The organism is Paracidovorax valerianellae, from assembly GCF_900102625.1.
GTDB lineage: Bacteria > Pseudomonadota > Gammaproteobacteria > Burkholderiales > Burkholderiaceae_C > Paracidovorax > Paracidovorax valerianellae.
The window spans coordinates 1-24,610 of record NZ_FMZC01000029.1; the positions used below are offsets into that span (position 1 = coordinate 1).

General features: G+C 60.3%; 18 protein-coding genes, 2 tRNA genes and 1 pseudogene. 20 read left to right on the forward strand and 1 reads right to left on the reverse strand.

Annotated features, from left to right (window positions below):
* Nucleotides 1–3: 3 nt before the first annotated feature.
* From tuf to BLT03_RS23310, 18 genes are all read left to right on the forward strand, one after another.
* Nucleotides 4–1,194 carry an elongation factor Tu gene (gene tuf, locus BLT03_RS23225; protein WP_092745834.1) on the forward strand — a complete coding sequence of 397 codons (1,191 nt, stop codon included), beginning with the start codon at nucleotides 4–6 and terminating at the stop codon, nucleotides 1,192–1,194.
* Nucleotides 1,195–1,205: 11 nt separating this feature from the next.
* Nucleotides 1,206–1,281, forward strand: a tRNA-Trp gene (locus BLT03_RS23230).
* Between the two features lie 88 nt (nucleotides 1,282–1,369).
* Nucleotides 1,370–1,753, forward strand: a complete 384-nt coding sequence (gene secE / locus BLT03_RS23235; protein ID WP_092746150.1) for a preprotein translocase subunit SecE — start codon at nucleotides 1,370–1,372, stop codon at nucleotides 1,751–1,753.
* Complete coding sequence (gene nusG, locus BLT03_RS23240) at nucleotides 1,753–2,346, forward strand: transcription termination/antitermination protein NusG (protein WP_092746151.1); 594 nt, start codon at nucleotides 1,753–1,755, stop codon at nucleotides 2,344–2,346. Before secE ends, nusG begins: the two co-directional genes overlap by 1 nt.
* Nucleotides 2,347–2,452: 106 nt before the next feature.
* Nucleotides 2,453–2,884 (forward strand): 50S ribosomal protein L11, encoded by a 432-nt coding sequence (gene rplK, locus BLT03_RS23245; RefSeq protein ID WP_092746152.1) that lies wholly within the window; start codon nucleotides 2,453–2,455, stop codon nucleotides 2,882–2,884.
* 1 nt (nucleotide 2,885) lies between these two features.
* Nucleotides 2,886–3,581 (forward strand): 50S ribosomal protein L1, encoded by a 696-nt coding sequence (gene rplA / locus BLT03_RS23250; protein ID WP_092746153.1) that lies wholly within the window; start codon nucleotides 2,886–2,888, stop codon nucleotides 3,579–3,581.
* Between the two features lie 234 nt (nucleotides 3,582–3,815).
* Nucleotides 3,816–4,340 (forward strand): 50S ribosomal protein L10, encoded by a 525-nt coding sequence (rplJ, locus tag BLT03_RS23255; RefSeq protein ID WP_092746154.1) that lies wholly within the window; start codon nucleotides 3,816–3,818, stop codon nucleotides 4,338–4,340.
* 38 nt (nucleotides 4,341–4,378) lie between these two features.
* On the forward strand, nucleotides 4,379–4,756 hold the full coding sequence (rplL, locus tag BLT03_RS23260; protein ID WP_092746155.1) for a 50S ribosomal protein L7/L12: 378 nt from the start codon (nucleotides 4,379–4,381) through the stop codon (nucleotides 4,754–4,756).
* A 276-nt stretch (nucleotides 4,757–5,032) separates the two neighbouring features.
* A complete protein-coding gene (rpoB, locus tag BLT03_RS23265; protein WP_092746156.1) occupies nucleotides 5,033–9,145 on the forward strand; it encodes a DNA-directed RNA polymerase subunit beta in 4,113 nt (1,370 codons plus the stop codon).
* A 21-nt stretch (nucleotides 9,146–9,166) separates the two neighbouring features.
* Nucleotides 9,167–13,402: a DNA-directed RNA polymerase subunit beta' gene (gene rpoC, locus BLT03_RS23270; protein ID WP_092746157.1), complete on the forward strand. Its 4,236-nt coding sequence runs from the start codon at nucleotides 9,167–9,169 to the stop codon at nucleotides 13,400–13,402.
* A 118-nt stretch (nucleotides 13,403–13,520) separates the two neighbouring features.
* Nucleotides 13,521–14,054 (forward strand): LemA family protein, encoded by a 534-nt coding sequence (locus tag BLT03_RS23275; protein WP_092746158.1) that lies wholly within the window; start codon nucleotides 13,521–13,523, stop codon nucleotides 14,052–14,054.
* 201 nt (nucleotides 14,055–14,255) lie between these two features.
* On the forward strand, nucleotides 14,256–15,596 hold the full coding sequence (rsmB, locus tag BLT03_RS23280) for a 16S rRNA (cytosine(967)-C(5))-methyltransferase RsmB (protein ID WP_245711540.1): 1,341 nt from the start codon (nucleotides 14,256–14,258) through the stop codon (nucleotides 15,594–15,596).
* A gap of 37 nt (nucleotides 15,597–15,633) precedes the next feature.
* Entirely contained in the window at nucleotides 15,634–16,209 is a 576-nt protein-coding gene (locus BLT03_RS23285; RefSeq protein ID WP_175537853.1) for a DUF4390 domain-containing protein, read from the forward strand.
* Nucleotides 16,206–18,488 (forward strand): sensor histidine kinase, encoded by a 2,283-nt coding sequence (locus tag BLT03_RS23290; protein WP_092746160.1) that lies wholly within the window; start codon nucleotides 16,206–16,208, stop codon nucleotides 18,486–18,488. Before BLT03_RS23285 ends, BLT03_RS23290 begins: the two co-directional genes overlap by 4 nt.
* A 38-nt stretch (nucleotides 18,489–18,526) precedes the next feature.
* Complete coding sequence (locus BLT03_RS23295) at nucleotides 18,527–19,225, forward strand: response regulator (RefSeq protein ID WP_092746161.1); 699 nt, start codon at nucleotides 18,527–18,529, stop codon at nucleotides 19,223–19,225.
* A gap of 51 nt (nucleotides 19,226–19,276) precedes the next feature.
* A tRNA-Phe gene (locus BLT03_RS23300) sits at nucleotides 19,277–19,352 on the forward strand.
* A gap of 182 nt (nucleotides 19,353–19,534) precedes the next feature.
* Nucleotides 19,535–20,014 (forward strand): Panacea domain-containing protein, encoded by a 480-nt coding sequence (locus tag BLT03_RS23305; protein ID WP_092746162.1) that lies wholly within the window; start codon nucleotides 19,535–19,537, stop codon nucleotides 20,012–20,014.
* Nucleotides 20,011–20,517, forward strand: a complete 507-nt coding sequence (locus BLT03_RS23310) for a hypothetical protein (protein WP_092746163.1) — start codon at nucleotides 20,011–20,013, stop codon at nucleotides 20,515–20,517. The genes BLT03_RS23305 and BLT03_RS23310 overlap by 4 nt, the downstream gene beginning before the upstream one ends.
* A gap of 397 nt (nucleotides 20,518–20,914) precedes the next feature.
* Here the strand turns inward: BLT03_RS23310 and BLT03_RS23315 are convergent.
* Nucleotides 20,915–21,857 (reverse strand): annotated as a pseudogene (locus tag BLT03_RS23315) (IS5 family transposase).
* Between the two features lie 358 nt (nucleotides 21,858–22,215).
* Here BLT03_RS23315 and BLT03_RS23320 point away from each other — a divergent pair.
* Nucleotides 22,216–23,877 (forward strand): trypsin-like peptidase domain-containing protein, encoded by a 1,662-nt coding sequence (locus BLT03_RS23320; protein WP_092746164.1) that lies wholly within the window; start codon nucleotides 22,216–22,218, stop codon nucleotides 23,875–23,877.
* A 513-nt stretch (nucleotides 23,878–24,390) separates the two neighbouring features.
* On the forward strand, nucleotides 24,391–24,610 hold a 220-nt coding region (locus tag BLT03_RS23330; RefSeq protein ID WP_491907769.1), incomplete at its 3' end, for a transposase.

A 24,610-nucleotide genomic window follows, 5' to 3' on the forward strand; every position in this document is an offset into this window, starting at 1 on the left:
AAAATGGCAAAAGGTAAGTTCGAACGTACCAAGCCCCACGTGAACGTGGGCACGATCGGTCACGTGGACCATGGCAAGACGACGCTGACGGCGGCCATCGCCACGGTGCTGTCCGCCAAGTTCGGCGGCGAAGCCAAGAAGTACGACGAAATCGATGCGGCTCCTGAAGAAAAGGCCCGCGGCATCACCATCAATACCGCCCACGTGGAATACGAAACGGCTGCCCGCCATTACGCCCACGTGGACTGCCCAGGCCACGCTGACTATGTGAAGAACATGATCACCGGTGCCGCCCAGATGGACGGCGCCATCCTTGTGTGCTCGGCCGCTGACGGCCCAATGCCCCAGACGCGTGAGCACATCCTGCTGGCCCGCCAAGTGGGTGTGCCTTACATCATCGTGTTCCTGAACAAGTGCGACATGGTGGACGACGAAGAGCTGCTGGAACTCGTCGAGATGGAAGTGCGCGAACTCCTGGACAAGTACGACTTCCCAGGCGACGACACCCCCATCGTGCGCGGCTCCGCCAAGCTCGCCCTGGAAGGCGACAAGGGCAAGCTGGGCGAAGAAGCCATCATGAAGCTGGCTGATGCCCTGGACACCTACATCCCCACGCCAGAGCGCGCTGTGGACGGCGCATTCCTGATGCCCGTGGAAGACGTGTTCTCCATCTCCGGTCGTGGCACCGTGGTGACCGGCCGTATCGAGCGCGGCATCATCAAGGTCGGCGAAGAAATCGAAATCGTCGGTATCCGCGACACGCAAAAGACCACCTGCACCGGCGTGGAAATGTTCCGCAAGCTGCTGGACCAAGGCCAGGCTGGCGACAACGTCGGTCTGCTGCTGCGCGGCACCAAGCGTGAAGACGTCGAGCGTGGCCAAGTGCTGTGCAAGCCCGGCTCCATCAAGCCGCACACGCACTTCACCGCCGAGGTGTACGTGCTGTCCAAGGACGAAGGTGGCCGTCACACGCCTTTCTTCAACAACTACCGTCCTCAGTTCTACTTCCGCACGACCGACGTGACCGGTGCCATCGAGCTGCCGGCCGACAAGGAAATGGTCATGCCAGGCGACAACGTGTCGATCACCGTCAAGCTGATCAACCCCATCGCCATGGAAGAAGGCCTGCGCTTCGCCATCCGTGAAGGCGGCCGTACCGTCGGCGCCGGCGTCGTGGCAAAGATCATTGCTTAAGGCATGAAAATAGGGGTATAGCTCAATTGGCAGAGCGTCGGTCTCCAAAACCGAAGGTTGTAGGTTCGATTCCTACTGCCCCTGCCACTTGACAGTGGTAACAAAAAGCCCGCCATGCCCTGGCGGGCTTCGGTGTCTTGTAGATGCCGAATTCTTAGTCAAAAAATAGGCAGCTATGGCAACGTCTCAAGTTGAAACCGTCAGCACTGGAGTTGATAAAGCCAAATTGGCCGCAGTGGTCGCTTTGGTTTTGGCTTCTATTGCCGGGTTTTATTTGCTCGGTAAGCAAGGGCCCGTAGTTCAATGGGCAGCTTTGCTTGTTGGTCTGGCGATTGCTGTGGCAGTGTTCTTGGTTTCAGAGCCTGGCCGCCAGTTTGTAGGCTTTGCACGTGATGCTTGGCGTGAGGTTAAAAAGGTCGTTTGGCCGACCCGTAAAGAAACGCTCCAGATGACGGCCTACGTGTTTGCGTTTGTCGTCATCATGGCGCTTTTTCTCTGGTTCACCGACAAGACCTTGGAGTGGGTTTTGTACGATCTGATTCTGGGTTGGAGAAAATAATGACGGACGCCCTTGAAGTTGAAGGCAGCGAAGCCTTAAGTCCTGCAACACCTGTCAATCCTGATCTGCGTTGGTATATTGTTCATGCCTACTCTGGTATGGAGAAGGCAGTCGAGCGCAATATCGTTGAGCGCATCGGCCGAGCAGGCATGCAACAGAAGTTTGGCCGCATCCTTGTCCCGACTGAAGAAGTCGTTGAGATGAAAAATGGGCAGCGCAAGACCACCGAGCGCCGTCTATTTCCAGGATATGTTTTCGTGGAAATGGTGATGGACGATGACACTTGGCATTTGGTCAAGCATACAAATAAGGTGACGGGCTTTGTTGGTGGTGCGAAGAATCGCCCTGCTCCCATTTCCGAAGAGGAAGTGCAAAAGATCGTCAGTCAGATGCAGGAAGGCACTGATAAGCCGCGGCACAAGATTGAATTCATGGTTGGTGAATTGGTGCGTGTCAAAGAAGGACCGTTCACGGATTTCAATGGTTCTGTAGAAGAAGTCAATTACGAGAAAAGCCGAGTGCGCGTTTCCGTCATGATCTTTGGTCGCTCTACACCAGTGGAATTGGAATTTGGTCAGGTCGAAAAGACTTGATTGTTGGGTTCGCGCTTTTCGACTCGGCGCGAACAATTTGATGAGTCGTAAACCCCGGGGAGCTCAGGCTGACGGCCAAAGCGTTAATACCCGCAAGGAGTGAAACATGGCGAAAAAAATCGTCGGTTTTGTCAAGCTGCAAGTGCCAGCTGGTAAGGCCAATCCATCCCCACCTATCGGCCCTGCATTGGGTCAACGTGGTCTCAACATCATGGAATTCTGCAAGGCATTCAATGCCCAGACCCAAGGTGTTGAGCCAGGTTTGCCTTTGCCTGTGGTCATCACGGCCTTTGCAGACAAAAGCTTCACTTTCATCATCAAGACGCCGCCTGCGACGACCTTGATCAAGAAGGCTATCAAGCTTGAAAAGGGCTCTGCCAACGCATTGAGCACCAAGGTCGGCAAGATCACGCGCGCACAGCTCGAAGAGATCGCCAAGACCAAAATGAAAGATATGAATGCTGCCAATGTCGACGCTGCTGTGCGTACGTTGGCTGGTTCTGCTCGCTCGATGGGCGTGACGGTGGAGGGTTTGTAAGATGGCCAAGCTGACCAAGAAGCAAAAAGCTTTGCAAGGCAAAGTAGACAGCAACAAGCTGTATGCATTTGCTGATGCAGTTGTGATCGTTAAGGAGGCCGCAACGGCCAAATTCGACGAATCCATCGACGTCGCCGTTCAACTCGGTATCGATGCCAAGAAGTCTGACCAAGTGGTTCGGGGCGCCGTTGTGCTGCCTAACGGCACTGGCAAGACGACTCGCGTGGCTGTTTTCGCTCAAGGTGCCAAGGCTGAAGAAGCCAAGGCCGCTGGTGCGGACATCGTCGGTATGGACGACCTCGCCGCCATGGTGAAGGCTGGCGACATGCCTTTCGATGTGGTCATCGCCGCCCCTGATGCAATGCGCGTCGTGGGTACGCTGGGCCAGATTCTGGGCCCGCGCGGTCTGATGCCAAACCCCAAGGTCGGCACCGTGACGCCTGATGTTGCTACGGCTGTGAAGAACGCCAAGGCAGGTCAAGTGCAGTTCCGCGTTGACAAGGCCGGTATCGTGCACAGCACCATTGGTCGTCGCTCTTTCGACAACGACAAGCTGCAAGGCAATTTGGCTGCACTGATTGATGCGCTGACCAAGGCCAAGCCTGCAACCAGCAAGGGTGTGTACCTGCGTAAGGTGGCTGTTTCTTCCACGATGGGCTTGGGTGTCCGCGTGGATACGCAATCCATCGCAGCGTAATTGCAAGAAATCTTCGGACCGACCTTCGGGTTGGTTCGATGTGGTGGGCTGTGGCTCTTTATGGGTTACAGGCCATCCAAGACCGTTGGTGTGCGAAGTGGTCGCACTTAAATCGATGGTGATGCCAACGCAGATGGCGATCCCGCTGCAGATGGAATTTTTCCTGAACAGTTGGTCGCTGCAACAAGAGCGCGTACGAGGCTTTTGCCGGGTGCGCATTTTAAGGAGTAGACCTTGAGTCTTAATCGCAGTGAGAAAGAAGCGGTCATCAGTGAAGTGACCAGCCTCGCCGCTAAAGCTCAAACGCTTGTGATCGCGGAATACCGTGGCATCACGGTCGCCGACATGACCAAACTGCGTGTTGATGCTCGCAGCAAGGGCGTGACCCTGAGTGTTCTGAAGAACACTCTGGCTCGCCGTGCTGTGGCTGGCAGCGCATTTGACGTGGTGGCCGACCAGATGACTGGCCCGCTGATCTATGGTTTCTCTGAAGACGCTGTGGCTGCCGCTAAGGTGGTGGCCGATTTCGCGAAGACCAACGACAAGTTGGTGATTCGCGGTGGCGCTTTCGGTGGCAAAGCCCTGGATGTCAATGGCGTTAAGCAACTGGCCAACATTCCTTCCAAGGAAGTGTTGTTGGCTCAGATTTGTGGCTTGCTTATGTCCCCCATTTCGCGTACGGCCGTTGTGCTGGGCGCTTTGGCGGCCAAAAAAGGCGAAGGCGCTGCCGAGACGGCCGCCGAACCTGTCGCGGCTTGATTGGCCCGACAGACAACCAACAAATGTTAGGAAATAAAATGGCATTCGATAAAGACGCATTTTTGACCGCTCTGGACAGCATGACGGTTCTGGAACTCAATGACCTGGTGAAGGCCATTGAAGAAAAGTTTGGCGTGAGCGCAGCCGCTATGGCAGCTCCTGCCGCTGGCGGCGGCGGCGGCGGTGCTGCAGCTGCTGAAGAGCAAACGGAATTCAACGTGGTTCTGCTCGAAGCCGGCGCCAACAAGGTGTCCGTGATTAAGGCTGTCCGCGAAATCACGGGGCTGGGCCTCAAGGAAGCCAAGGACCTGGTGGACGGCGCTCCGAAGAACGTCAAGGAAGGCATTGCCAAGGCTGACGCTGAAGCTGCCGTGAAGAAGCTGGTGGAAGCCGGCGCCAAGGCTGAACTCAAGTAATTCGCCTGGATTCCAGGGCTGGGGGCTCCGCAAAGGGCTCCCAGCCTTTGGTGCTTATGGGGTTTACGCCCAGAGCGCACCAGAAAGCAGTGCTCATGTCGCTGTTTTCTAGTGTCTTCTGACCATCCCGACAGCAGAAGATACCTTGGTTCGGGTGATGTGCAATGCATCGCCGTCCGCCATGGTTGGTAGTGGCCAACCGCCAAGCCTGTGAGGAAGCGCCCTTGCAGGTCAGTCGTCGAAGACCCAGGACTCATGTCTTTGCCCGGAGATCTCATGGCCTATTCCTATACCGAACGCAAGCGAATTCGCAAAAGTTTCGGCAGCCGCGATAGCGTGCTGGAAGTCCCTTATCTGCTGCAGATGCAGAAGGACGCATACACCGCGTTCCTGCAAGCCGACAAAGCCCCCCAAAAAAGAACTGTAGAAGGCTTGCAGGCAGCGTTTGACGCCGCTTTCCCGATCGTCTCGCACAACGGTTTTGTCGAGATGAAGTTCATCGAGTACAACCTCGCCAAGCCGGCATTCGACGTGCGCGAATGCCAGACGCGTGGGTTGACCTTCGCCTCGGCCGTTCGTGCCAAGGTGCAGCTGATCATTTATGACCGCGAGTCCTCCACTTCGCAGTCCAAGGTGGTCAAGGAAGTGAAAGAGCAAGAGGTCTACATGGGCGAAGTGCCCCTGATGACCGACAAGGGCTCGTTCATCATCAACGGCACCGAGCGCGTGATCGTGTCTCAGCTGCACCGTTCGCCAGGCGTGTTCTTTGAGCATGACAAGGGCAAGACCCACAGCTCGGGCAAGCTGCTGTTCTCGGCACGGATCATTCCTTACCGCGGTTCGTGGCTGGACTTCGAGTTCGATCCCAAGGACATCCTGTACTTCCGCGTGGACCGTCGCCGCAAGATGCCGGTCACGATCCTGCTGAAGGCCATCGGCCTGAACCCTGAATCGATCCTGGCGAACTTCTTCGTCAACGACAACTTCCGCCTGATGGACAGCGGCGCGCAGATGGAGTTCGTCTCCGATCGCCTGCGCGGCGAAGTGGCGCGTTTCGACATCACCGACAAGTCCGGCAAGGTGGTCGTGGCCAAGGACAAGCGCGTCACGGCCCGCCACACCCGCGAACTGGAGCAGTCCGGAACCACGCACATCAGCGTGCCTGAGGACTTCCTGATCGGCCGCGTCGTCGCCCGCAACATCGTCGATGGCGACACGGGTGAGATCATCGCCAAGGCCAATGAAGAGTTGACCGAAGCGCTGCTGAAGAAGCTGCGTTCTTCTGGCGTGCAGGACCTTCAAGTCATCTACACGAACGAACTCGACCAGGGTGCCTACATCTCGCAAACGTTGCGCATTGATGAAACGGTGGATGAGTTCGCTGCGCGCGTGGCCATCTACCGCATGATGCGCCCCGGCGAACCGCCAACGGAAGACGCCGTTCAAGCCCTGTTCCAACGGCTGTTCTACAACCCCGACACGTATGACCTGTCGCGCGTTGGCCGGATGAAGTTCAACGCCAAGATCGGTCGCGACGAGTCGACCGGTCCGATGGTCCTGTCCAACGAAGACATCCTGGCCGTGGTCAAGATTCTGGTGGACTTGCGCAACGGCAACGGCGAAGTCGATGACATCGATCACTTGGGTAACCGCCGCGTGCGTTGCGTGGGCGAATTGGCCGAGAACCAGTACCGCACCGGTCTGGCACGTATCGAAAAGGCCGTGAAAGAGCGTCTGGGCCAAGCCGAGCAAGAGCCGCTCATGCCGCACGATCTGATCAACTCCAAGCCGATTTCCGCGGCACTCAAGGAGTTCTTCGGTGCGTCGCAGCTGTCGCAGTTCATGGACCAGACCAATCCGCTGGCCGAAATCACCCACAAGCGCCGCGTGTCGGCCCTTGGCCCGGGTGGTCTGACCCGCGAGCGTGCCGGCTTCGAAGTGCGTGACGTGCACGTGACCCATTACGGCCGCGTCTGCCCGATCGAAACGCCTGAAGGTCCGAACATCGGCCTGATCAACTCGCTGGCTCTTTACGCCCGCTTGAACGAGTACGGTTTCATCGAAACCCCCTACCGCCGCGTGGTGGACGGCAAGGTGACCGACCAGATCGATTACCTGTCCGCCATCGAAGAAGGCAAGTACGTCATCGCGCAGGCGAACGCCACCCTGGACAAGGAAGGCCGCCTGACGGGCGACCTGGTGTCGGCGCGTGAAAAGGGCGAATCGACGCTGCTGAGCGCTGAACGCGTGCAGTACATGGACGTGTCGCCCGCGCAGATCGTGTCGGTGGCTGCCTCGCTCGTGCCGTTCCTCGAGCACGACGATGCGAACCGCGCGCTGATGGGTGCCAACATGTCTCGCCAGGCCGTGCCTGTGCTGCGTCCTGAGAAGCCCATGGTGGGCACCGGTATCGAACGCGTGGCCGCGGTCGACTCCGGCACCGTGGTGACTGCCAACCGCGGCGGCGTGGTGGACTATGTGGATGCGACCCGCATCGTGGTTCGCGTGAACGATGCGGAAGCGGTGGCTGGCGAAGTGGGTGTGGACATCTACAACCTCATCAAATACCAGCGTTCCAACCAGAACACGAACATCCACCAGCGTCCCATCGTCCAGAAGGGCGATGTGCTGGCCAAGGGGGATGTGATCGCCGACGGCGCATCGACGGACTTCGGCGAGATCGCCATCGGCCAGAATATGCTGATCGCGTTCATGCCCTGGAACGGCTACAACTTCGAAGATTCGATCCTGATCAGCGAACGCGTGGTGTCCGAAGACCGCTACACCTCGATCCACATCGAGGAACTGGTGGTCATGGCCCGCGACACGAAGCTGGGTGCGGAAGAAATCACGCGCGACATTCCGAACCTCTCGGAACAGCAGCTGAACCGCCTGGATGAGTCCGGCATCATCTACGTGGGTGCCGAAGTGCAGCCCGGCGATACGCTGGTGGGCAAGGTCACGCCGAAGGGCGAAACCACGCTGACGCCCGAAGAGAAGCTGCTGCGCGCCATCTTCGGCGAGAAAGCTTCCGATGTGAAGGACACCTCGCTGCGCGTGGACCAGGGCTCGCAAGGCACTGTGATCGACGTTCAGGTCTTCACCCGCGAAGGCATCCAGCGCGACAAGCGTGCCCAGCAGATCATCGACGACGAGCTCAAGCGTTTCCGCCTGGACTTGAACGACCAGCTGCGCATCGTGGAAGCCGACGCCTTCGACCGGATCGAAAAGCTGCTGAACGGCCGCGTGGCCAACGGCGGCCCGCAGAAGCTGGCCAAGGGCACAAAGATCGACAAGGCCTACTTGGCTTCCGTCGAGAAGTTCCACTGGTTCGACATCCGTCCTGCGGAAGACGAAGTGGCAACGCAACTCGAGTCGATCAAGAACTCGCTGGAGCAGACGCGCCACAGCTTCGACCTGGCTTTCGAAGAAAAGCGCAAGAAGCTCACGCAGGGCGACGAACTGCCTGCTGGCGTGCTGAAGATGGTCAAGGTGTACCTGGCCGTCAAGCGCCGCCTGCAGCCTGGCGACAAGATGGCCGGCCGCCACGGCAACAAGGGTGTGGTGTCCAAGATCGTTCCGGTCGAAGACATGCCCTACATGGCCGACGGCACCCCTGCCGACATCGTGCTGAACCCGCTGGGTGTGCCATCGCGCATGAACATCGGGCAGGTGCTCGAAGTGCACTTGGGCTGGGCCGGCAAGGGCATCGGCCAGCGCATCGGCAACATGCTGCAAGAGCAGGCCAAGGCGGCCGACATGCGCAAGTTCCTCGAAGAGGTCTACAACTCGCGCGGCCGCAAGGAAGATCTGTCGCAGTTCAACGACGATGAGCTGATGGCGATGGCTGGCCATCTGACCAACGGCGTGCCGTACGCGACCCCCGTGTTCGATGGTGCTTCGGAAGAGGAGATCAAGGACATGCTGAAGATCGCCTATCCGGACGACATCGCCGAGCGCAAGGGCCTCACGTCCGCGCGCACCCAGGCTTATCTGTTCGACGGCCGTACCGGTGAGCGCTTCGAGCGCCCGACCACCATCGGCTACATGCATTACCTGAAGCTCCACCATTTGGTGGACGACAAGATGCACGCCCGCTCCACGGGTCCGTACTCGCTCGTCACGCAGCAGCCTCTGGGCGGCAAGGCCCAGTTCGGCGGCCAGCGTTTCGGGGAAATGGAAGTGTGGGCGCTGGAAGCGTATGGCGCCGCCTACGTGCTGCAGGAAATGCTGACCGTGAAGTCCGACGACGTGCAGGGCCGTACCAAGGTGTACGAGAGCATCGTCAAGGGCGAACACGCCATCGAAGCCGGCATGCCGGAATCGTTCAATGTGCTGGTCAAGGAAATCCGTTCCCTGGGCCTGGACATCGAACTGGAACGTTCTTAAGTAATTGAAGGGAAAGAGTCCATGAAATCGTTACTCGACCTGTTCAAGCAATTCACGCCGGACGAGCATTTCGATGCCATCCGTATCGGCATGGCTTCGCCCGAAAAGATCCGCTCGTGGTCTTTCGGCGAAGTGAAGAAGCCCGAAACCATCAACTACCGCACGTTCAAGCCTGAGCGCGACGGTCTGTTCTGCGCCAAGATCTTCGGCCCCATCAAGGACTACGAATGCCTGTGCGGCAAGTACAAGCGCTTGAAGCACCGCGGTGTGATCTGCGAGAAGTGCGGCGTTGAAGTCACGCAGACCAAGGTGCGCCGCGAGCGCATGGGCCACATCGATCTGGCCGCGCCTTGCGCCCACATCTGGTTCCTGAAGTCGCTGCCGTCGCGTCTGGGCCTGGTGCTGGACATGACGCTGCGCGACATCGAGCGCGTGCTGTACTTCGAAGCCTACGTGGTGACCGACCCCGGCATGACCCCGCTGAAGAAGTTCAGCATCATGTCGGAGGACGACTACGACGCCAAGCGCAAGGAATACGGTGACGAGTTCATCGCCAAGATGGGCGCGGAAGGCATCAAGGACCTGCTCGAAGCCATCGATATCGACCTCGAAATCGAAAAGCTGCGCGGCGATCTGACCGGCTCCGAAGTCAAGGTCAAGAAGAACGCCAAGCGCCTGAAGGTGCTGGAAGCGTTCAAGAAGTCCGGCATCAAGCCGGGCTGGATGGTGCTCGACGTGCTGCCCGTGCTGCCACCGGACCTGCGTCCGCTGGTGCCGCTGGACGGTGGCCGTTTTGCCACGTCCGACCTGAACGACCTGTACCGCCGCGTCATCAACCGCAATTCGCGCCTGCGCCGCCTGCTGGAGCTGAAGGCTCCGGAAATCATCGCGCGCAACGAAAAGCGGATGCTGCAGGAAGCCGTCGATTCGCTGCTGGACAACGGCCGCCGTGGCAAGGCCATGACGGGCGCCAACAAGCGTGCCCTGAAGTCCCTGGCCGACATGATCAAGGGCAAGTCGGGCCGTTTCCGCCAGAACTTGCTGGGCAAGCGCGTGGACTACTCCGGTCGTTCCGTGATTACCGTGGGCCCGACGCTCAAGCTGCACCAGTGCGGCCTGCCCAAGCTGATGGCGCTGGAACTGTTCAAGCCTTTCATCTTCTCGCGCCTCGAAGCCATGGGCATCGCGACGACGATCAAGGCCGCCAAGAAGGAAGTCGAATCCGGCACGCCGGTGGTCTGGGACATCCTGGAAGAGGTCATCAAAGAGCACCCGGTCATGCTGAACCGTGCTCCTACGCTGCACCGTCTGGGCATCCAGGCTTTCGAGCCGATCCTGATCGAAGGCAAGGCCATTCAACTGCACCCGCTGGTCTGCGCTGCGTTCAACGCCGACTTCGACGGTGACCAGATGGCCGTTCACGTGCCGTTGTCCGTGGAAGCGCAGATGGAAGCCCGCACGCTGATGCTGGCCTCCAACAACGTGCTGTTCCCGGCATCGGGCGAGCCCTCCATCGTGCCGTCGCAAGACGTGGTGCTGGGCCTGTACTACGCCACCCGCGATCGCATCAACGGCAAGGGCGAAGGCCTGGTGTTCGCGGACACCGGCGAAGTGCAGCGCGCGCTCGACGCGGGCGAAGTGGAACTGGCTGCCCGCATCACCGTGCGCCTGACCGAGTGGACCAAGAACAAGGACACGCGCGAGTTCGTGCCGTCCACGTCGCTGGTGGAAACCACCGCCGGCCGTGCGCTGCTGTCCGAGATCCTGCCCAAGGGCCTGCCCTTCAGCAACATCAACAAGGCGCTGAAGAAGAAGGAAATCTCCAAGCTCATCAACGTGAGCTTCCGCAAGTGCGGCTTGAAGGAGACGGTGGTCTTCGCCGACAAGCTGCTGCAGAACGGTTTCCGTCTCGCTACGCGCGCCGGCATTTCCATCTGCGTGGACGACATGCTGGTGCCGCCGCAAAAGGCCGGGATCATCGAGCGTTCCGAGAAGGAGGTGAAAGAGATCGAGCAGCAGTACGTCTCCGGTCTGGTGACCGCTGGCGAGCGCTACAACAAGGTGGTGGACATCTGGGGCAAGGCCGGCGACGAAGTGTCGAAGGTCATGATGGCCCAGCTGGCCAAGCAAAAGACCACCGACCGCCACGGCAACGAAGTGGACCAGGAGTCGTTCAACTCCATCTACATGATGGCCGACTCCGGCGCCCGCGGCTCCGCTGCCCAGATCCGTCAGCTCGCCGGCATGCGCGGCCTGATGGCCAAGCCTGACGGCTCCATCATCGAGACCCCCATCACGGCGAACTTCCGTGAAGGTCTGAACGTGTTGCAGTACTTCATCTCCACCCACGGTGCCCGTAAGGGTCTGGCGGATACGGCGCTGAAGACGGCCAACTCGGGCTACCTCACGCGCCGTCTGGTGGACGTGACGCAGGATCTCGTGGTGACCGAAGAGGATTGCGGTACCTCCAATGGCTCGCTGATGCGCGCCATCGTCGAGGGCGGTGAAGTCATCGAATCGCTGCGCGACCGTATCCTGGGCCGCACCACGGCCGACGAAGTGTTGCATCCCGAAACGCGCTCGGTGCTGGCGCCTGCCGGCCAGATGCTCGACGAAGACCTCATCGAGGAACTCGAAAACGCGGGTGTCGACGAAGTGAAGGTGCGCACGGCGCTGACCTGCGAAACGCGCTACGGCCTGTGCGCCAAGTGCTACGGACGCGACTTGGGCCGCGGCGGCCTGATCAACCTCGGCGAAGCCGTGGGTGTGATCGCTGCCCAGTCCATCGGCGAACCCGGCACGCAGCTGACCATGCGCACGTTCCACATCGGCGGTGCCGCTTCGCGCGCTGCCATCGCGTCGAGCGTGGAAGCCAAGTCCAATGGCGTGATTGGCTTCAACGCCACGATGCGCTACGTGAGCAATACCAAGGGCGACCTGGTGGTGATTGCACGTTCCGGCGAGATCGTCATTCATGACGAACATGGCCGCGAGCGCGAGCGCCACAAGGTGCCTTACGGTGCGACGCTGGCGGTCAAGGCCGACCAGACGGTCAAGGCCGGCACCATCCTCGCCAACTGGGACCCGCTGACCCGCCCGATCATCACGGAGTTCGCCGGCCAGGTGAAGTTCGAGAACGTCGAGGAAGGCCTCACGGTCGCCAAGCAGGTGGACGATGTGACCGGTCTGTCGACCCTGGTCGTGATCGATCCGAAGCGCCGCGGCTCCGCCAAGGTGGTGCGTCCCCAGGTCAAGCTGATCGACGCGCAGGGCCAGGAAGTGAAGATTCCCGGCACCGACCACTCGGTGACCATCGGCTTCCAGATCGGCTCGCTGATCCAGGTGCGCGATGGCCAGGACGTGGGCCCCGGCGAAGTGCTGGCGCGGATTCCGGTCGAAGGCCAGAAGACCCGCGACATCACCGGCGGTCTGCCCCGCGTGGCCGAGCTGTTCGAAGCCCGCTCGCCCAAGGACAAGGGCATGCTGGCCGAAATCACCGGCACGGTGTCGTTCGGCAAGGAAACCAAGGGCAAGGTGCGGCTGCAGATCACCGATCCGGACGGCAAGGTCTGGGATGAACTGATCCCCAAGGAAAAGAACATCCTGGTGCACGAAGGCCAGGTCGTGAACAAGGGCGAGTCCGTGGTGGACGGTCCGGCCGATCCGCAGGACATCCTGCGCCTGCTGGGCATCGAAGAGCTGTCGCGCTATATCGTCGATGAAGTGCAGGACGTGTACCGCTTGCAAGGCGTGAAGATCAACGACAAGCACATCGAGGTGATCGTTCGCCAGATGCTGCGCCGCGTCGTGGTCGAGGCCCCGGGCGAGTCCAACTACATCGGTGGCGAGCAGGTCGAGCGTTCGGAGATTCTCAACACCAACGAGGCGCTGCAAGCCGCAGGCAAGATCCCTTCGACGTACAGCAATGTGCTGCTGGGGATCACCAAGGCTTCGCTGTCGACCGACTCCTTCATCTCGGCCGCTTCCTTCCAGGAAACGACCCGTGTGCTCACCGAGGCTGCCATCATGGGCAAGCGCGACGAGCTGCGCGGCTTGAAGGAAAACGTCATCGTGGGTCGCCTGATCCCTGCCGGTACCGGCCTGGCCTACCACCAGGCACGCAGGGCCAAGGAAGCCATGGACGACGCCGAGCGCCGCGCCATTGCCGATGCCGAAGCCGCTGAGATGGCTGCCACGACCGAGGACTCGTCCGACGCCGAAAGCACCACCAGCGTGGGTGACGCCACCGCCCAATAAGCCACGGCGCACTCCCTGAAACGCTCCCGCTCTGCGCTATGGCAGGCCGGGAGCGTTTTCTTATCCGTTTCCTTTTTATGCGCCGATCCTGCGTACCCAAGCGGGATCGGTGGCCGCAATGCTGTCCTCCTGGATTTTTCTTGCCCTGCTGCTGTTCTGGGCCGTGGGCGCCTACAACCGGATCGTGCGATTGCGCTCGGCCGCCATCCAGGCGTTCGGCGGGCTGGATGCCCACCTCATGCGCATGATGGCCATGCTCGGCGAATACGAAGCCGCTCAGGGGCCCGCGCCCACCGCCCAGGCGGATGCCCGGGCTGCGCTGTGGGCGGCCACCACGCAATTCGGCGCCTCGTTGGCCGTGGCCCGTGCCCGTCCGCTGGATGCGGGCGCGGCTGCGGCCCTGTTGACCGGGCGCGAAGTGCTGGAAGCCGCCTGGCTGGCCATGGTGCGCGCCTCGGAAGTGCCCGAGGCGCCGGCCGATGGCGCGGCCTTACCCCTTTGGGCGCAGCGGTGGCAAGAGCTGGTGGCCCAGAATGCGCTGGCCACGCGCCAGTTCAACGACGCTGCGCTGCAGTACAACCACGCGATCGGCCAGTTTCCAGCACGCTTGCTGGCCTGGCTGTTCGGATTCAAGGCGGCGCGAACGCTGTAGGCTGCGCCCAAGCCGCTTCATCCCGCAATGGATGGGATGGTGGACTCGATACCGATACACCGACCGACCCCGGTACGGCCAGGAAGCGATCGCGCCGAGCGACCGCACCCGGCCGTTCCTTTTAACGACAGGCTTCCGAACATGACCGCCCCGCGCCCTCCCTCCCGTTTCTTTCCGCCCCCTGCGGAGAGCGACCGCCGCATGGAGCCGGCGCTGTGGCGGCAGCTGGACGCCGTGGTGACCGCCTTGCAGGCCGTGCGCGGCGGGCAGTCCGGGACGGCGGCGATGGCCGCGGTCGAGCCGGGCTTGCGGCCCGGCGTGCAGGCGCTGCTGTTCCAGGTGCTGCGCAACCTCGGCCGAGCGCAGGCGCTGCGCAAGCAATTGGCGCCTCGCAACCCGCCGCCCCGGGCCGATGCGCTGCTGTGCACGGCGCTCGCACTGGCGTGGTCGCCCGCCGAGGCCCCCTACGAAACCTTCACCCTGGTGAACCAGGCGGTGGAGGCGGCCAAGCGCAATCCGGCCACCCAGGCGCAATCCGCCTTCCTGAACGCCTGCCTGCGCCGCTTTCTGCGGGAGCGCGATGCGATCGTGGCTGCCACCGATGGCGACCCCGTCGCCCAGTGGAACCACCCCGCGTGGTGGATCGCCCGGCTGCGCAAGGACCATCCGCAGCATTGGCAGCAGATACTGCAGGCCAACAACACGCACGCACCGATGGCGCTGCGGGTCAATGTGCAAAAAACGACTCCAGCGCAATATCTACTAGGGTTGAGTGCTATTAATTTAGGAGCATCTGCCGTGGGCGAGTGCGGCGTCGTACTGGAACGCCCCGTGGCGGTGCAGCAACTGCCCGGCTTCGCGCAGGGCCATGCGTCGGTGCAGGACGCCGCCGCGCAATTGGCGGCGCCGCTGCTGCTCAAGGGGCTCGACTTGTCCAGGCCCTTGCGGGTGCTGGACGCCTGCGCGGCCCCAGGGGGGAAGACCGCCCATCTGCTGGAGTACGCCGGCCCAGCCTCGCCGTTGAAGGTCGTGGCGCTCGAAATCGACGCCGCCCGCGCCGACCGCATCCATGAAACGCTCGAGCGGGTGGGCGTTCAAGCCCAGGCCCAGGTGCTCGTCGCCGATGCAGGGCGGCCGCAGGACGGCTGGCTCCAAGCCAGCGGGGAAGGGCTGTTCGACGCCATCCTGCTCGACGCGCCGTGCACGGCCTCGGGCATCGTCCGCCGCCATCCCGACGTGCGCTGGCTGCGCCGCGAGTCCGACATCGAGCAACTGGCGCAGCAGCAGGTCCGCCTGCTCGACACGCTCTGGCCCTTGCTCCAGCCGGGCGGACGGCTGCTGTATTGCACCTGCTCCGTCTTCCGGGCCGAAGGCGAGTTGCAGGCGCAAGCGTTTCTTGCGCGCAACACCGACGCCCGTTTGCTGCCATCGCCCGGTCATTTAATACCCGGCAAAACGGCTGAAGGCAGCATCGTCTCCGAGAATCCATCGGGTGACCATGACGGATTCTTTTACGCCCTGTTGCAAAAGCATGCGACCTGACCTGCTAGCCGCGTGGCCCGGTCGGTGGTTGCCGCTGATGCTGGCGACTTTGCTGTGGATGTGCCTTGCGCTGTGGTCGCCCGCGGCACTGGCGCAGCCCGACGCCACCGACCTGCGCGTCGAAGCCAGCGAAGAAGGCCTGTACCTCTCGACCACACTGCAGTTCGAACTGCCCGAGCTGGCTGAAGACGCGCTCTACAAGGGCATCTCCATGTACTTCGTGGCCGAGGCCGATGTCGTGCGCGAACGCTGGTATTGGTACGACAAGCCCGTCGCTCATTCAGTGCGCTACCTGCGCCTGAGCTACCAGCCGCTCACCCGCCGGTGGCGCTTGAACCAGTCCTCCGCGCCGTTTGCCAACACGGGGCTGGGCGTGGCGCTGGGGCAGAATTTCGACGACCTGGGCGATGCCCTCTCCGCCATGCAACGCATCAGCCGATGGAAGATCGCCGATGCGGAAGAGGTTTCCGGCGGGCCATACACCGTGCACTTTCAGTTTCGCCTCGACATGTCCCAGTTGCCCCGCCCGTTCCAGATCGGCGCCGTGGGGCGTTCCGGCTGGGACCTGATGCTGTCGCGCAGCGTGCGCGCCGTGGCCGAGCGCGCGCCATGACCAACGATCCCACCGCGCCGCGCACGCCCCAGCAGACCAAGGCAGCACGCTGGGCGCTGGGGGTGGGCGTCGCGATCATGTGCGCGATCGGCCTGGTGCTGCTGTTTCTGCTCACCGTTGCCACCAACAACCGCGCGCTGTACGAGCGCAACTACGGCTGGCTGTTCGGCCTCAATGTGCTGGTGGCGGTGCTGCTGCTCGCGGTGCTCGTCTGGGTCGTGGTTCGCTTGGCCGTGCGCCTTCGGCGGGGGCGCTTCGGTAGCCGTCTGCTGGTCAAGCTGGCGGGCATTTTTGCGGTGGTCGGGCTGCTGCCGGGCCTGCTGATCTATGTGGTGTCGTACCAGTTCGTCTCCCGCTCCATCGAAAGCTGGTTCGACGTGAAGGTGGAAGGCGCCCTGTCCGCCGGCGTCAGCCTGGCCCGGGTCACGCTGGACACCATCGCCAGCGACATGGCCACGCAGACGCGCACCGCCAGCAGCCAGCTTGCCCAGGTGCCGGACGCCGGCGCCGGCGTGGTGCTCGAACGCATCCGCGACCAGTTGGGGGCCAGCGACGTGGTGCTGTTCAACACCGCTGGCCAGCCCGTGGCCAGCGCAGGGCAGTCCCGCTTCGACCTCAGCCCCGAGCGGCCCAGCGCGCAACTGCTGCGCAACGCGCGCCAGCAGCGCGCCACGTTCCAGATCGAAGGGCTGGACGACATCGCCGATCCCGCCGCCGTGCAAAACGCGCGCGTCAAGACCTTGGTGGCCGTGGGCAACGCCAGCGTGGGGCTGCTGGTCGAACCCCGCTATTTGCAAGCCACGCTGCGGTTGCCGCAGGTGCTGGTGTCCAACGCCATCGCGGTGCAAGAAGCCAACCGCGAATACCAGGAGCGTGCCCTGGCCCGCGAGGGGCTGCGCCGCATGTACATCGGCACGCTCACGCTGAGCCTGTTTCTGGCGGTCTTCGGGGCGGTGCTGCTCGCCGTGCTGCTGGGCCGCCAGTTGGCGCGCCCGCTGCTGGTGCTGGCCGAGGGCGTGCGCGAGGTCGCATCCGGCAACCTGAGCCCCAAGGCCGTGCTGCAGGGCAAGGACGAACTCGGCGGGCTAACGCGCTCCTTCGCCGTCATGACCCAGCAACTGGCCGACGCCCGCAACGCCGTCGAGCACAGCATGGGCGAGGTCGATGCGGCACGCGCCCATTTGCAGACCATTCTGGACAACCTCACGGCCGGCGTGATCGTGCTGGATGCCGGGGGCCACATCCGTTCCACCAACCCCGGTGCCACGCGCATCCTGCGGGCCCCCATGGCGGCGTTCGAAGGCCGCCCGCTGGCGGACGTGCCGGGGCTGGCCGAATTCGCCAGCGCCATCCAGAGCCATTTCGAAGCCTTCCTGGGCGACCGCGAGCAGCACGGGCTGGACCACTGGCAGCACTCCTTCGACCTGTACGGCTCCCCGGCTTCGGGCGTGGCCAACAACGGCACCAGCCTGGTCGCACGCGGGGCAGAGCTGCCCAACGCCTTGCGCCTGCTGGTGTTCGACGACATCTCCGAAATCGTCTCGGCACAGCGTGCCCAGGCCTGGGGCGAAGTCGCCCGCCGGCTCGCCCACGAAATCAAGAACCCGCTCACCCCCATTCAACTGTCCGCCGAGCGGCTGGAGATGAAGCTGTCCGGCAAGCTGCCCGACGCCGAACAGGCCGTGCTGACCAAGTCCGTGCGCACCATCGTGGACCAGGTCGATGCCATGAAGCGGCTGGTCAACGAGTTCCGCGACTACGCGCGCCTGCCGGCGGCCGAACTGCATGCGCTGGATCTGAACGCGCTCGTCACCGACGTGCTGCAGCTCTACGGCGCCGAAAACGCGACCGTACCGGTGGAGGCCGAACTCGACCCCCGCTGTCCCGAGATCGCCGGCGACGCGCAGCAACTCCGCCAGGTGATCCACAACCTGCTGCAGAACGCGCAGGACGCCAGCACCGAAAAGGCTCGCAATGCGCCGGACAGTGCTCCCGACGCGCCCGTGCGCATCGTCACGCGCTGGAGCCAGTCGTCCCGCCGGGTGCGGCTGACCGTCACCGACAGCGGATCGGGCTTTCCCGCGCACATCCTGCAGCGCGCCTTCGAGCCCTATGTAACCACCAAACCCCGGGGCACTGGCCTGGGACTTGCTGTGGTGAAAAAGATCGCCGACGAGCATGGGGCTCGTGTCGATCTTGTCAATCGGGTGGAAGAGGGGGTGGTGCGTGGGGCGCAAGTGTCGCTATCATTCGCCCCTGGCCACGTGGTGGCACATTAACAACACCTGGAAACGCATCGCGAGGCTGATCAAAACCCATGGCAAACATTCTGGTGGTCGACGACGAACTGGGCATTCGTGACCTGTTGTCGGAAATTCTGAACGATGAAGGGCACAGCGTGGACCTGGCGGAGAACGCCACGCAGGCCCGCGCCGCCCGTGCCGCCAGTGCGTACGACCTCGTGCTGCTGGACATCTGGATGCCCGATACCGACGGCGTCTCGCTGCTGAAAGAGTGGGCCACCGCCGGCACGCTGACCATGCCGGTGATCATGATGAGCGGCCACGCCACCATCGACACCGCGGTCGAAGCCACCCGCATCGGCGCCTTTTCCTTCCTGGAAAAGCCGATCACCATGCAAAAGCTGCTCAAGGCGGTGGAGCAAGGCCTGGCCCGCAGCGCTGCACAACCCGCCGCTGCCGCAGCCACCGCCGCGGCAGCCAGTCCACCGCCTGCCGCCGCAGCACCTGCCGCCCCGGAGGCCTCCGGCGCCCCCGTCGCACCCTTGCCCGTGGTCACCAAGGATCCCGGCCCGCACGCCCACCAAGGCTTCGACCTGGACCGCCCCTTGCGCGAAGCGCGCGACGGCTTCGAAAAAGCCTATTTCGAATTCCACCTAGCACGCGAAGGCGGCTCCATGACCCGTGTGGCTGAAAAAACAGGCTTGGAGCGCACCCACCTGTACCGCAAGCTACGCCAGCTCGGCGTAGACCTCGGACGCGGCAAACGGAATTAAGTCGACGAAGTTTTCAGAATGCGTCTTTTTCTGGTTATAATTTGAGGCTTAGGCCCGGTAGCTCAGTCGGTAGAGCAGAGGATTGAAAATCCTTGTGTCGGTGGTTCGATTCCGCCCCAGGCCACCAAATTAGCAAAGCCGCTACAGCTATGAACGTTGTAGCGGCTTTTCCCATTTATTCCGCGATGGGAATTTATTGGTGTTTTGCGCAGTGTTGTCTTACTGGTTTGTTGGTGGCCACTTCGGTTGGCGCAAACGTACAATGAGAGGCGAACACATTCTGTGTTGCAAACAGGGAAAGGAGGGCATATGACTTACTCTGCAGCAGCGGTAGCGAATGTCTTTCTCCAACTTGCAAGGGATGAGGGCAAGAATCTCACCAACATGAAAGTCCAGAAGCTGGTGTATTTCGCCCATGGGGTGCATCTGGCTGGATATGACACCCCTCTGGTGCACGATCATCCTCGCGCCTGGACCTTTGGGCCAGTAATTCCTCCGCTTTATGAGGAACTGCGCAAATACGGGTCAGAGACCGTTACAGAGGATCTGCGCGCGACCGATACAGTCGACTCACCTTCGGCGCAGAAGGCTATTGCCGCTACGTGGAAGGCCTACAAAGACTACACGGCGGCGCAGCTGTCACGGATTTCCCATATCAAGGGCGGTCCGTGGGATTTGGTTTGGAATGATCCTGATGGCCGCGGCCGCTTTGAGGTGATCCCTGATCCACTGATCAAAGATTACTACCTCAATCGAGTTGAGAAGAAGCAGGCTACAGCGACTGCATGAAAGAGGCGGTTGATGTCGTTGTGCTCGCCGAGGACCCGTCCGACGTTTCGGAGGGAAAGACCGTCAGCACTGGGCTTTCCCCATCCGACCACCTGACAGACATCAAGCAGCAATACGAACTTGCTGAGATCGCCGCGGGACTTAAAGCTATCGAAGCCCGTCTTACGCGCGATGAGGACCTGCACGCACTTCGTAAACGATACTCTTTGGCCTTGTTTTGGCTGGTCGTGGTGTGGGTCGTGACGGTGTGGGTGTTCCTCATACTTCAGGGAATTGGCAAGACCGCTCGCTATCCCAACTGGGCGTTCAAGCTCTCGGACACAGTACTGATCGCATACATCACGTCCACCACTGCTTCGATCCTGGGCCTATTCGGCATCGCGGCGTATTGGCTTTTCGGCAAGCCTAAAGCGGCCGACACCCAAGGCAGCAAGCCGGCCAAGCCTCAGAAAGGCAAGAAGGCCGACATGGGCAAAGTGAAGTCAAAGCCCCCGGCGGATTGAAACCCGGGACCGGTCGTAGATTTTTGCCGTAGTCTTCGCGTCCGCGTGTAGCTCGGGCAGCGAGCCAAACTGGGCCTTGTGCTGAGCGTGTAGTACGCCCGCAGGTCATGGAGCGTGAAGCGACGTGGGACCACCTTGTTCTGCAATGACGTGGTCATAGCCCGCTGCCAAGTAGATGCGAAGCCGGTGTCTGTACGGGTTCCCGCCCCGAGTCGTGAAGACGTGCAGACATCCTTCTGGACGAGGGAGCGCTCGCACGCGACGCACTAAGGAAGGTCTGCACAAATGAGCACTGACCGTGGTTGGGGCCTGCTGACATGAGTGGATTGATGCCAGGACGGCCCTCAGGCAGATGTTTGGGCGCGTTTCGCGCCCATTTCCCATGCTTTGGACGCACTCATGCCAAGCTCCCGCTCAAACGTTTGCGCACCATCCACAGATTGGCCAGCGCAAACAGCGTTTGCAACTGCGCCGTGTTCTTGGCCAGGCCGCGGTAGCGCACCTTCACATGGCCGAACTGGCGCTTGATGACACGGAATGGGTGCTCCACCTTGGCTCGGATGCTGGCCTTGATGCGCTCGACCTGATCGGTCAGCGCATCCATGGGGTCCGCCTTGTCCAGCAGCTTGCGCAAACCCGGTCGCATGGCCACATGCCACTGCACATCGTCTTTGGCGTCGGAGCGCTTGTGAGCACCCTTGTAGCCGGCGTCGGCAAAGACATCCTTCTCTTGCCCATGCAGCAAGCTGTTGGCCTCGACCACATCGTTGACGTGTCCGGCCGTGCCGCGCACGGTGTGAACCAAGCCGGAGTCAGCGTCCACGCCGATGTGAGCCTTCATGCCGAAGAACCACTGCTGGCCCTTCTTGCTCTGGTGCATCTCCAGGTCGCGCTCACCGCTGGCGTTCTTGGTCGAGCTCGGCGCCGAGATCAGCGTGGCATCGACCACGGTGTCGCTGCGCAGCATCAGGCCTTTGGCGCCCAACAGCAGGTTGACCGTTGCCAAGATGCGTTCAGCCAGCTTGTGCTTGTCCAGCACATGGCGGAAGCGCAAGATGGGTGCTCTCATCAGGCAGCCGGTCATCCCAGCCGCCCAGGCCGGCGAAGTCACGGAACAGCGGCACGTCGTGCAGCGCTTCTTCCATCGCCGGGTCACTCAGCGTGAACCACTGCTGCATGAAGTGGATGCGCAGCAGCGATTCCACCGGGAACGGCGGACGGCCGCGTTTGCCTTCGGGCATGAATTGGGCGATCTCCGCCACCAGGGCGGACTAAGGCACCACCCGGTCCATCTCGTCGAGGAACTCGCGACGTCGCGTGCGCTTCGTCGACGTTCCCAATCAAAGACTGCTCTGCTTCATGGGCTCAATGGTCTCAGGCAATCAGGCTGGTGCCAAGCACGCGTTCGGGCGATTTATGCAGACCATCCTTAAGTTAAAGATTCAGGCGCGGGTGTGGTTTTTGTTACACTGAATTGCCGTCCCGCTTGAGCTTAATTAGGCCGCGTTAACGCAGCCATGGTGTTTTGGTAACCCCACCACGAGTTAAGGTTATCCCACTTCTCCAAGTACTTGCTGGGCAAATGAGAAAGAGGCGGGGCGGCACTTATAAAATGCCAGAACTTTCGTTAAACCACGTTCTAATAACTAATAACTAATAACTAATAACACGCACGTCTTTGGGCGGCATGTTTTTGGCATGGAATATGAAAAGGTGGGCTCAGTTATTTACCCAAGCCCCCTTTACACCCAATTTACTCTTCCGAAGAAGTCGGGTGGCGTGCGAATCATTGACGCGCCTTTTCAGGAGCTTAAAGAGCTTCAACATAAATTGTTGGTGTTCCTTAAAACTTTGGTCGATCCTCCGAAATCTTGTGTCCACGGTTTTGTCTCGGGTCGTAGCATTGTGACAAATGCTCTAGCGCACTCGGAACGTTCGCCAAAATTTGTACTCAATATTGACTTAAAAAACTTCTTTCCCACAATCAGTTTTTATCGCGTTAGAGGGATTTTTTTAAAAAGACCGTTCTCCTTCTCTCATCAAATCGCATCGCTGATTGCTCATATGTGCTGTAAAGATGGATTTTTGGTACAAGGCGCATCGACATCTCCCCTAATTTCAAATTTGATATGCCGGAATTTGGATAACCAGTTAAGAGGTTTATCTCTTAGGCACAACTCGGTATATACGCGTTATTGCGATGATTTAACATTTTCCTTCCCTCGCGAGCGTGCCGAGTCCTTGCCGGGGTCTATTTGCTCTTTTGCTGGAGAAATTGTTACGTTAGGCGCTATGTCGCTGGAAATTATTGCTAGCAATGGCTTTGAAATTAATTCGGATAAGACTCGAATCAGCTCAAGTAAACGCCGCTTAGAAGTTACCGGATTAGTAATTAACAAATTTCCAAACGTTTCTCGCGATTACGTCGATCGTCTTCGTGGCGCGCTGCATGCGTGGGATGTTCACGGCTATCCTCGTGCGCTACGAAGTTGGAAGAACAAAATTCCCTATGAGAGGGCTGGACGTCGCCCCCGGCCGCCTTTGGCGGGGATTGTGAGGGGGCGGCTACTTTTTTTAAAAATGGTGCGGGGAGCTGATGACGATCTGTATGTCAGACTTGCTACCAAATTTAATATACTGCGGCAGAGGGATTCAATCTATCGAAAGATTAGGGCTTTAAAATCTTTGTCAGTTGATTCTGTCGCAAAAACAGCCACTGCTGCGCGAAAAGCAGTTTACGTCATTGAAGTCGTCTGGACAGATGCTGCTGACGACATGCCATTGGTTGATCGCCGTGGCACAGTATTTGTGACTGAATACGATCTTCTCATTTCTTGTCACCACGTCATCGATCCTGACTTTTCCGATGACGAGCGCAAAGAAATCAGTGGAAAAATCCTAAACCGCTCTGTAAAACTTATAGTGCCGGAAACGAATGACACATATTCGATAGATGTGATTAAATTTGATTCACATCTAGATATTGCTTTATTAAAATTTTCCGAAGCGAAGCCTGCGGGGTTGCGGAAACTCCTCTTTTCCGAACGTTCACCAGTGCAATCGTCGGGTACAACACTACTTGGATTTCCTAATTGGAAACAAGGGCGCCCCTTGACATCAGCATCAGGTGAAATAACCTCTATTTATCCGAGGTCGAATACTAACCGTTTGGAAGCAAGCCAAGCTATTAGGCAGGGAAATAGTGGTGGGCCTCTTGTTGATCCGGATTTTAGAGTTATTGGAATGGCAATTGAGGGAGCAACCTACGATAGGGGGAATAACGAATGCCTCGCCGCAAATGAGATTATTAACTGGATCCAACCAGAGGTTGATAAGCTTAAGAGCCAACTCAAGTTTTAGGGGCTCTTCTCTCTGCTTCTGGAAGGCTTCGATTTAATCTGACCAAACTACTGAGGGGTGAGGTTCCGTTGAGGGCGACCATTATTTCTAATTGCAAGGCCTGGGTGAGGGTGATCAAGAAAAGGGGACTTACCTCCCGATGGGGCAGTTTGTGGCAACAGCGCAGCACGAATGTGATCGCCGGCATTGCATTCGACGTCGCCGTAAAGGTCGCCGATCTGTGCGCACAGCGCGACGATTCGATAGGCGAAGTCGAGTTCGGTTTCTGCAATGGCTTGGCCTTAATCTAGCAAGCCTGCGAGCTGCGCCAACTCCGTTAGGGAGTCCGCCCCCCTCGGGAGCCGTTTTTCATGGCCGCACGCTGCGAGCTGCGCCAACTCCGTTAGGGAGTCCGCCCTGAACAATCTGCAAGCCCTTGATCTGACACGTAGTTCTGCTGATGGATGGGCGCAGGATTTGCAAGGTATGGTTGTTCCAGTACCTGTTTTCTTGCAAATTTCTCCGAGGAGTTCCATGGGTCCGAAGCCTTCGCTGCCTCAGTCCGGTGAGTTGTTTCGCCCACGGCTGGACGAGCAGCTCAACATGAAGCACCCGCTGGTCCGTTTGGCTGCGCTGATCGACTGGGCCGAGATCGAGCGCACGTTCGTGGTCTCGTTCACTTCCTGGCGGGGCCGGCCCGCATTGCCACCTCGTCTGATCGCCGGGTTGCTGTACCTGCAGCACACCTTCGATG

What these genes read in the sequence shown, in the direction of transcription:
- tuf (WP_092745834.1), top strand. Translation starts at nt 4, where the DNA reads ATGGCAAAAGGTAAGTTCGAACGTACCAAGCCCCACGTGAACGTGGGC.
- secE (WP_092746150.1), top strand. Translation starts at nt 1,370, where the DNA reads ATGGCAACGTCTCAAGTTGAAACCGTCAGCACTGGAGTTGATAAAGCC.
- nusG (WP_092746151.1), top strand. Translation starts at nt 1,753, where the DNA reads ATGACGGACGCCCTTGAAGTTGAAGGCAGCGAAGCCTTAAGTCCTGCA.
- rplK (WP_092746152.1), top strand. Translation starts at nt 2,453, where the DNA reads ATGGCGAAAAAAATCGTCGGTTTTGTCAAGCTGCAAGTGCCAGCTGGT.
- rplA (WP_092746153.1), top strand. Translation starts at nt 2,886, where the DNA reads ATGGCCAAGCTGACCAAGAAGCAAAAAGCTTTGCAAGGCAAAGTAGAC.
- rplL (WP_092746155.1), top strand. Translation starts at nt 4,379, where the DNA reads ATGGCATTCGATAAAGACGCATTTTTGACCGCTCTGGACAGCATGACG.
- rpoB (WP_092746156.1), top strand. Translation starts at nt 5,033, where the DNA reads ATGGCCTATTCCTATACCGAACGCAAGCGAATTCGCAAAAGTTTCGGC.
- rpoC (WP_092746157.1), top strand. Translation starts at nt 9,167, where the DNA reads ATGAAATCGTTACTCGACCTGTTCAAGCAATTCACGCCGGACGAGCAT.
- BLT03_RS23275 (WP_092746158.1), top strand. Translation starts at nt 13,521, where the DNA reads ATGCTGTCCTCCTGGATTTTTCTTGCCCTGCTGCTGTTCTGGGCCGTG.
- rsmB (WP_245711540.1), top strand. Translation starts at nt 14,256, where the DNA reads ATGGAGCCGGCGCTGTGGCGGCAGCTGGACGCCGTGGTGACCGCCTTG.
- BLT03_RS23285 (WP_175537853.1), top strand. Translation starts at nt 15,634, where the DNA reads ATGCTGGCGACTTTGCTGTGGATGTGCCTTGCGCTGTGGTCGCCCGCG.
- BLT03_RS23290 (WP_092746160.1), top strand. Translation starts at nt 16,206, where the DNA reads ATGACCAACGATCCCACCGCGCCGCGCACGCCCCAGCAGACCAAGGCA.
- BLT03_RS23295 (WP_092746161.1), top strand. Translation starts at nt 18,527, where the DNA reads ATGGCAAACATTCTGGTGGTCGACGACGAACTGGGCATTCGTGACCTG.
- BLT03_RS23305 (WP_092746162.1), top strand. Translation starts at nt 19,535, where the DNA reads ATGACTTACTCTGCAGCAGCGGTAGCGAATGTCTTTCTCCAACTTGCA.
- BLT03_RS23310 (WP_092746163.1), top strand. Translation starts at nt 20,011, where the DNA reads ATGAAAGAGGCGGTTGATGTCGTTGTGCTCGCCGAGGACCCGTCCGAC.
- BLT03_RS23320 (WP_092746164.1), top strand. Translation starts at nt 22,216, where the DNA reads ATGGAATATGAAAAGGTGGGCTCAGTTATTTACCCAAGCCCCCTTTAC.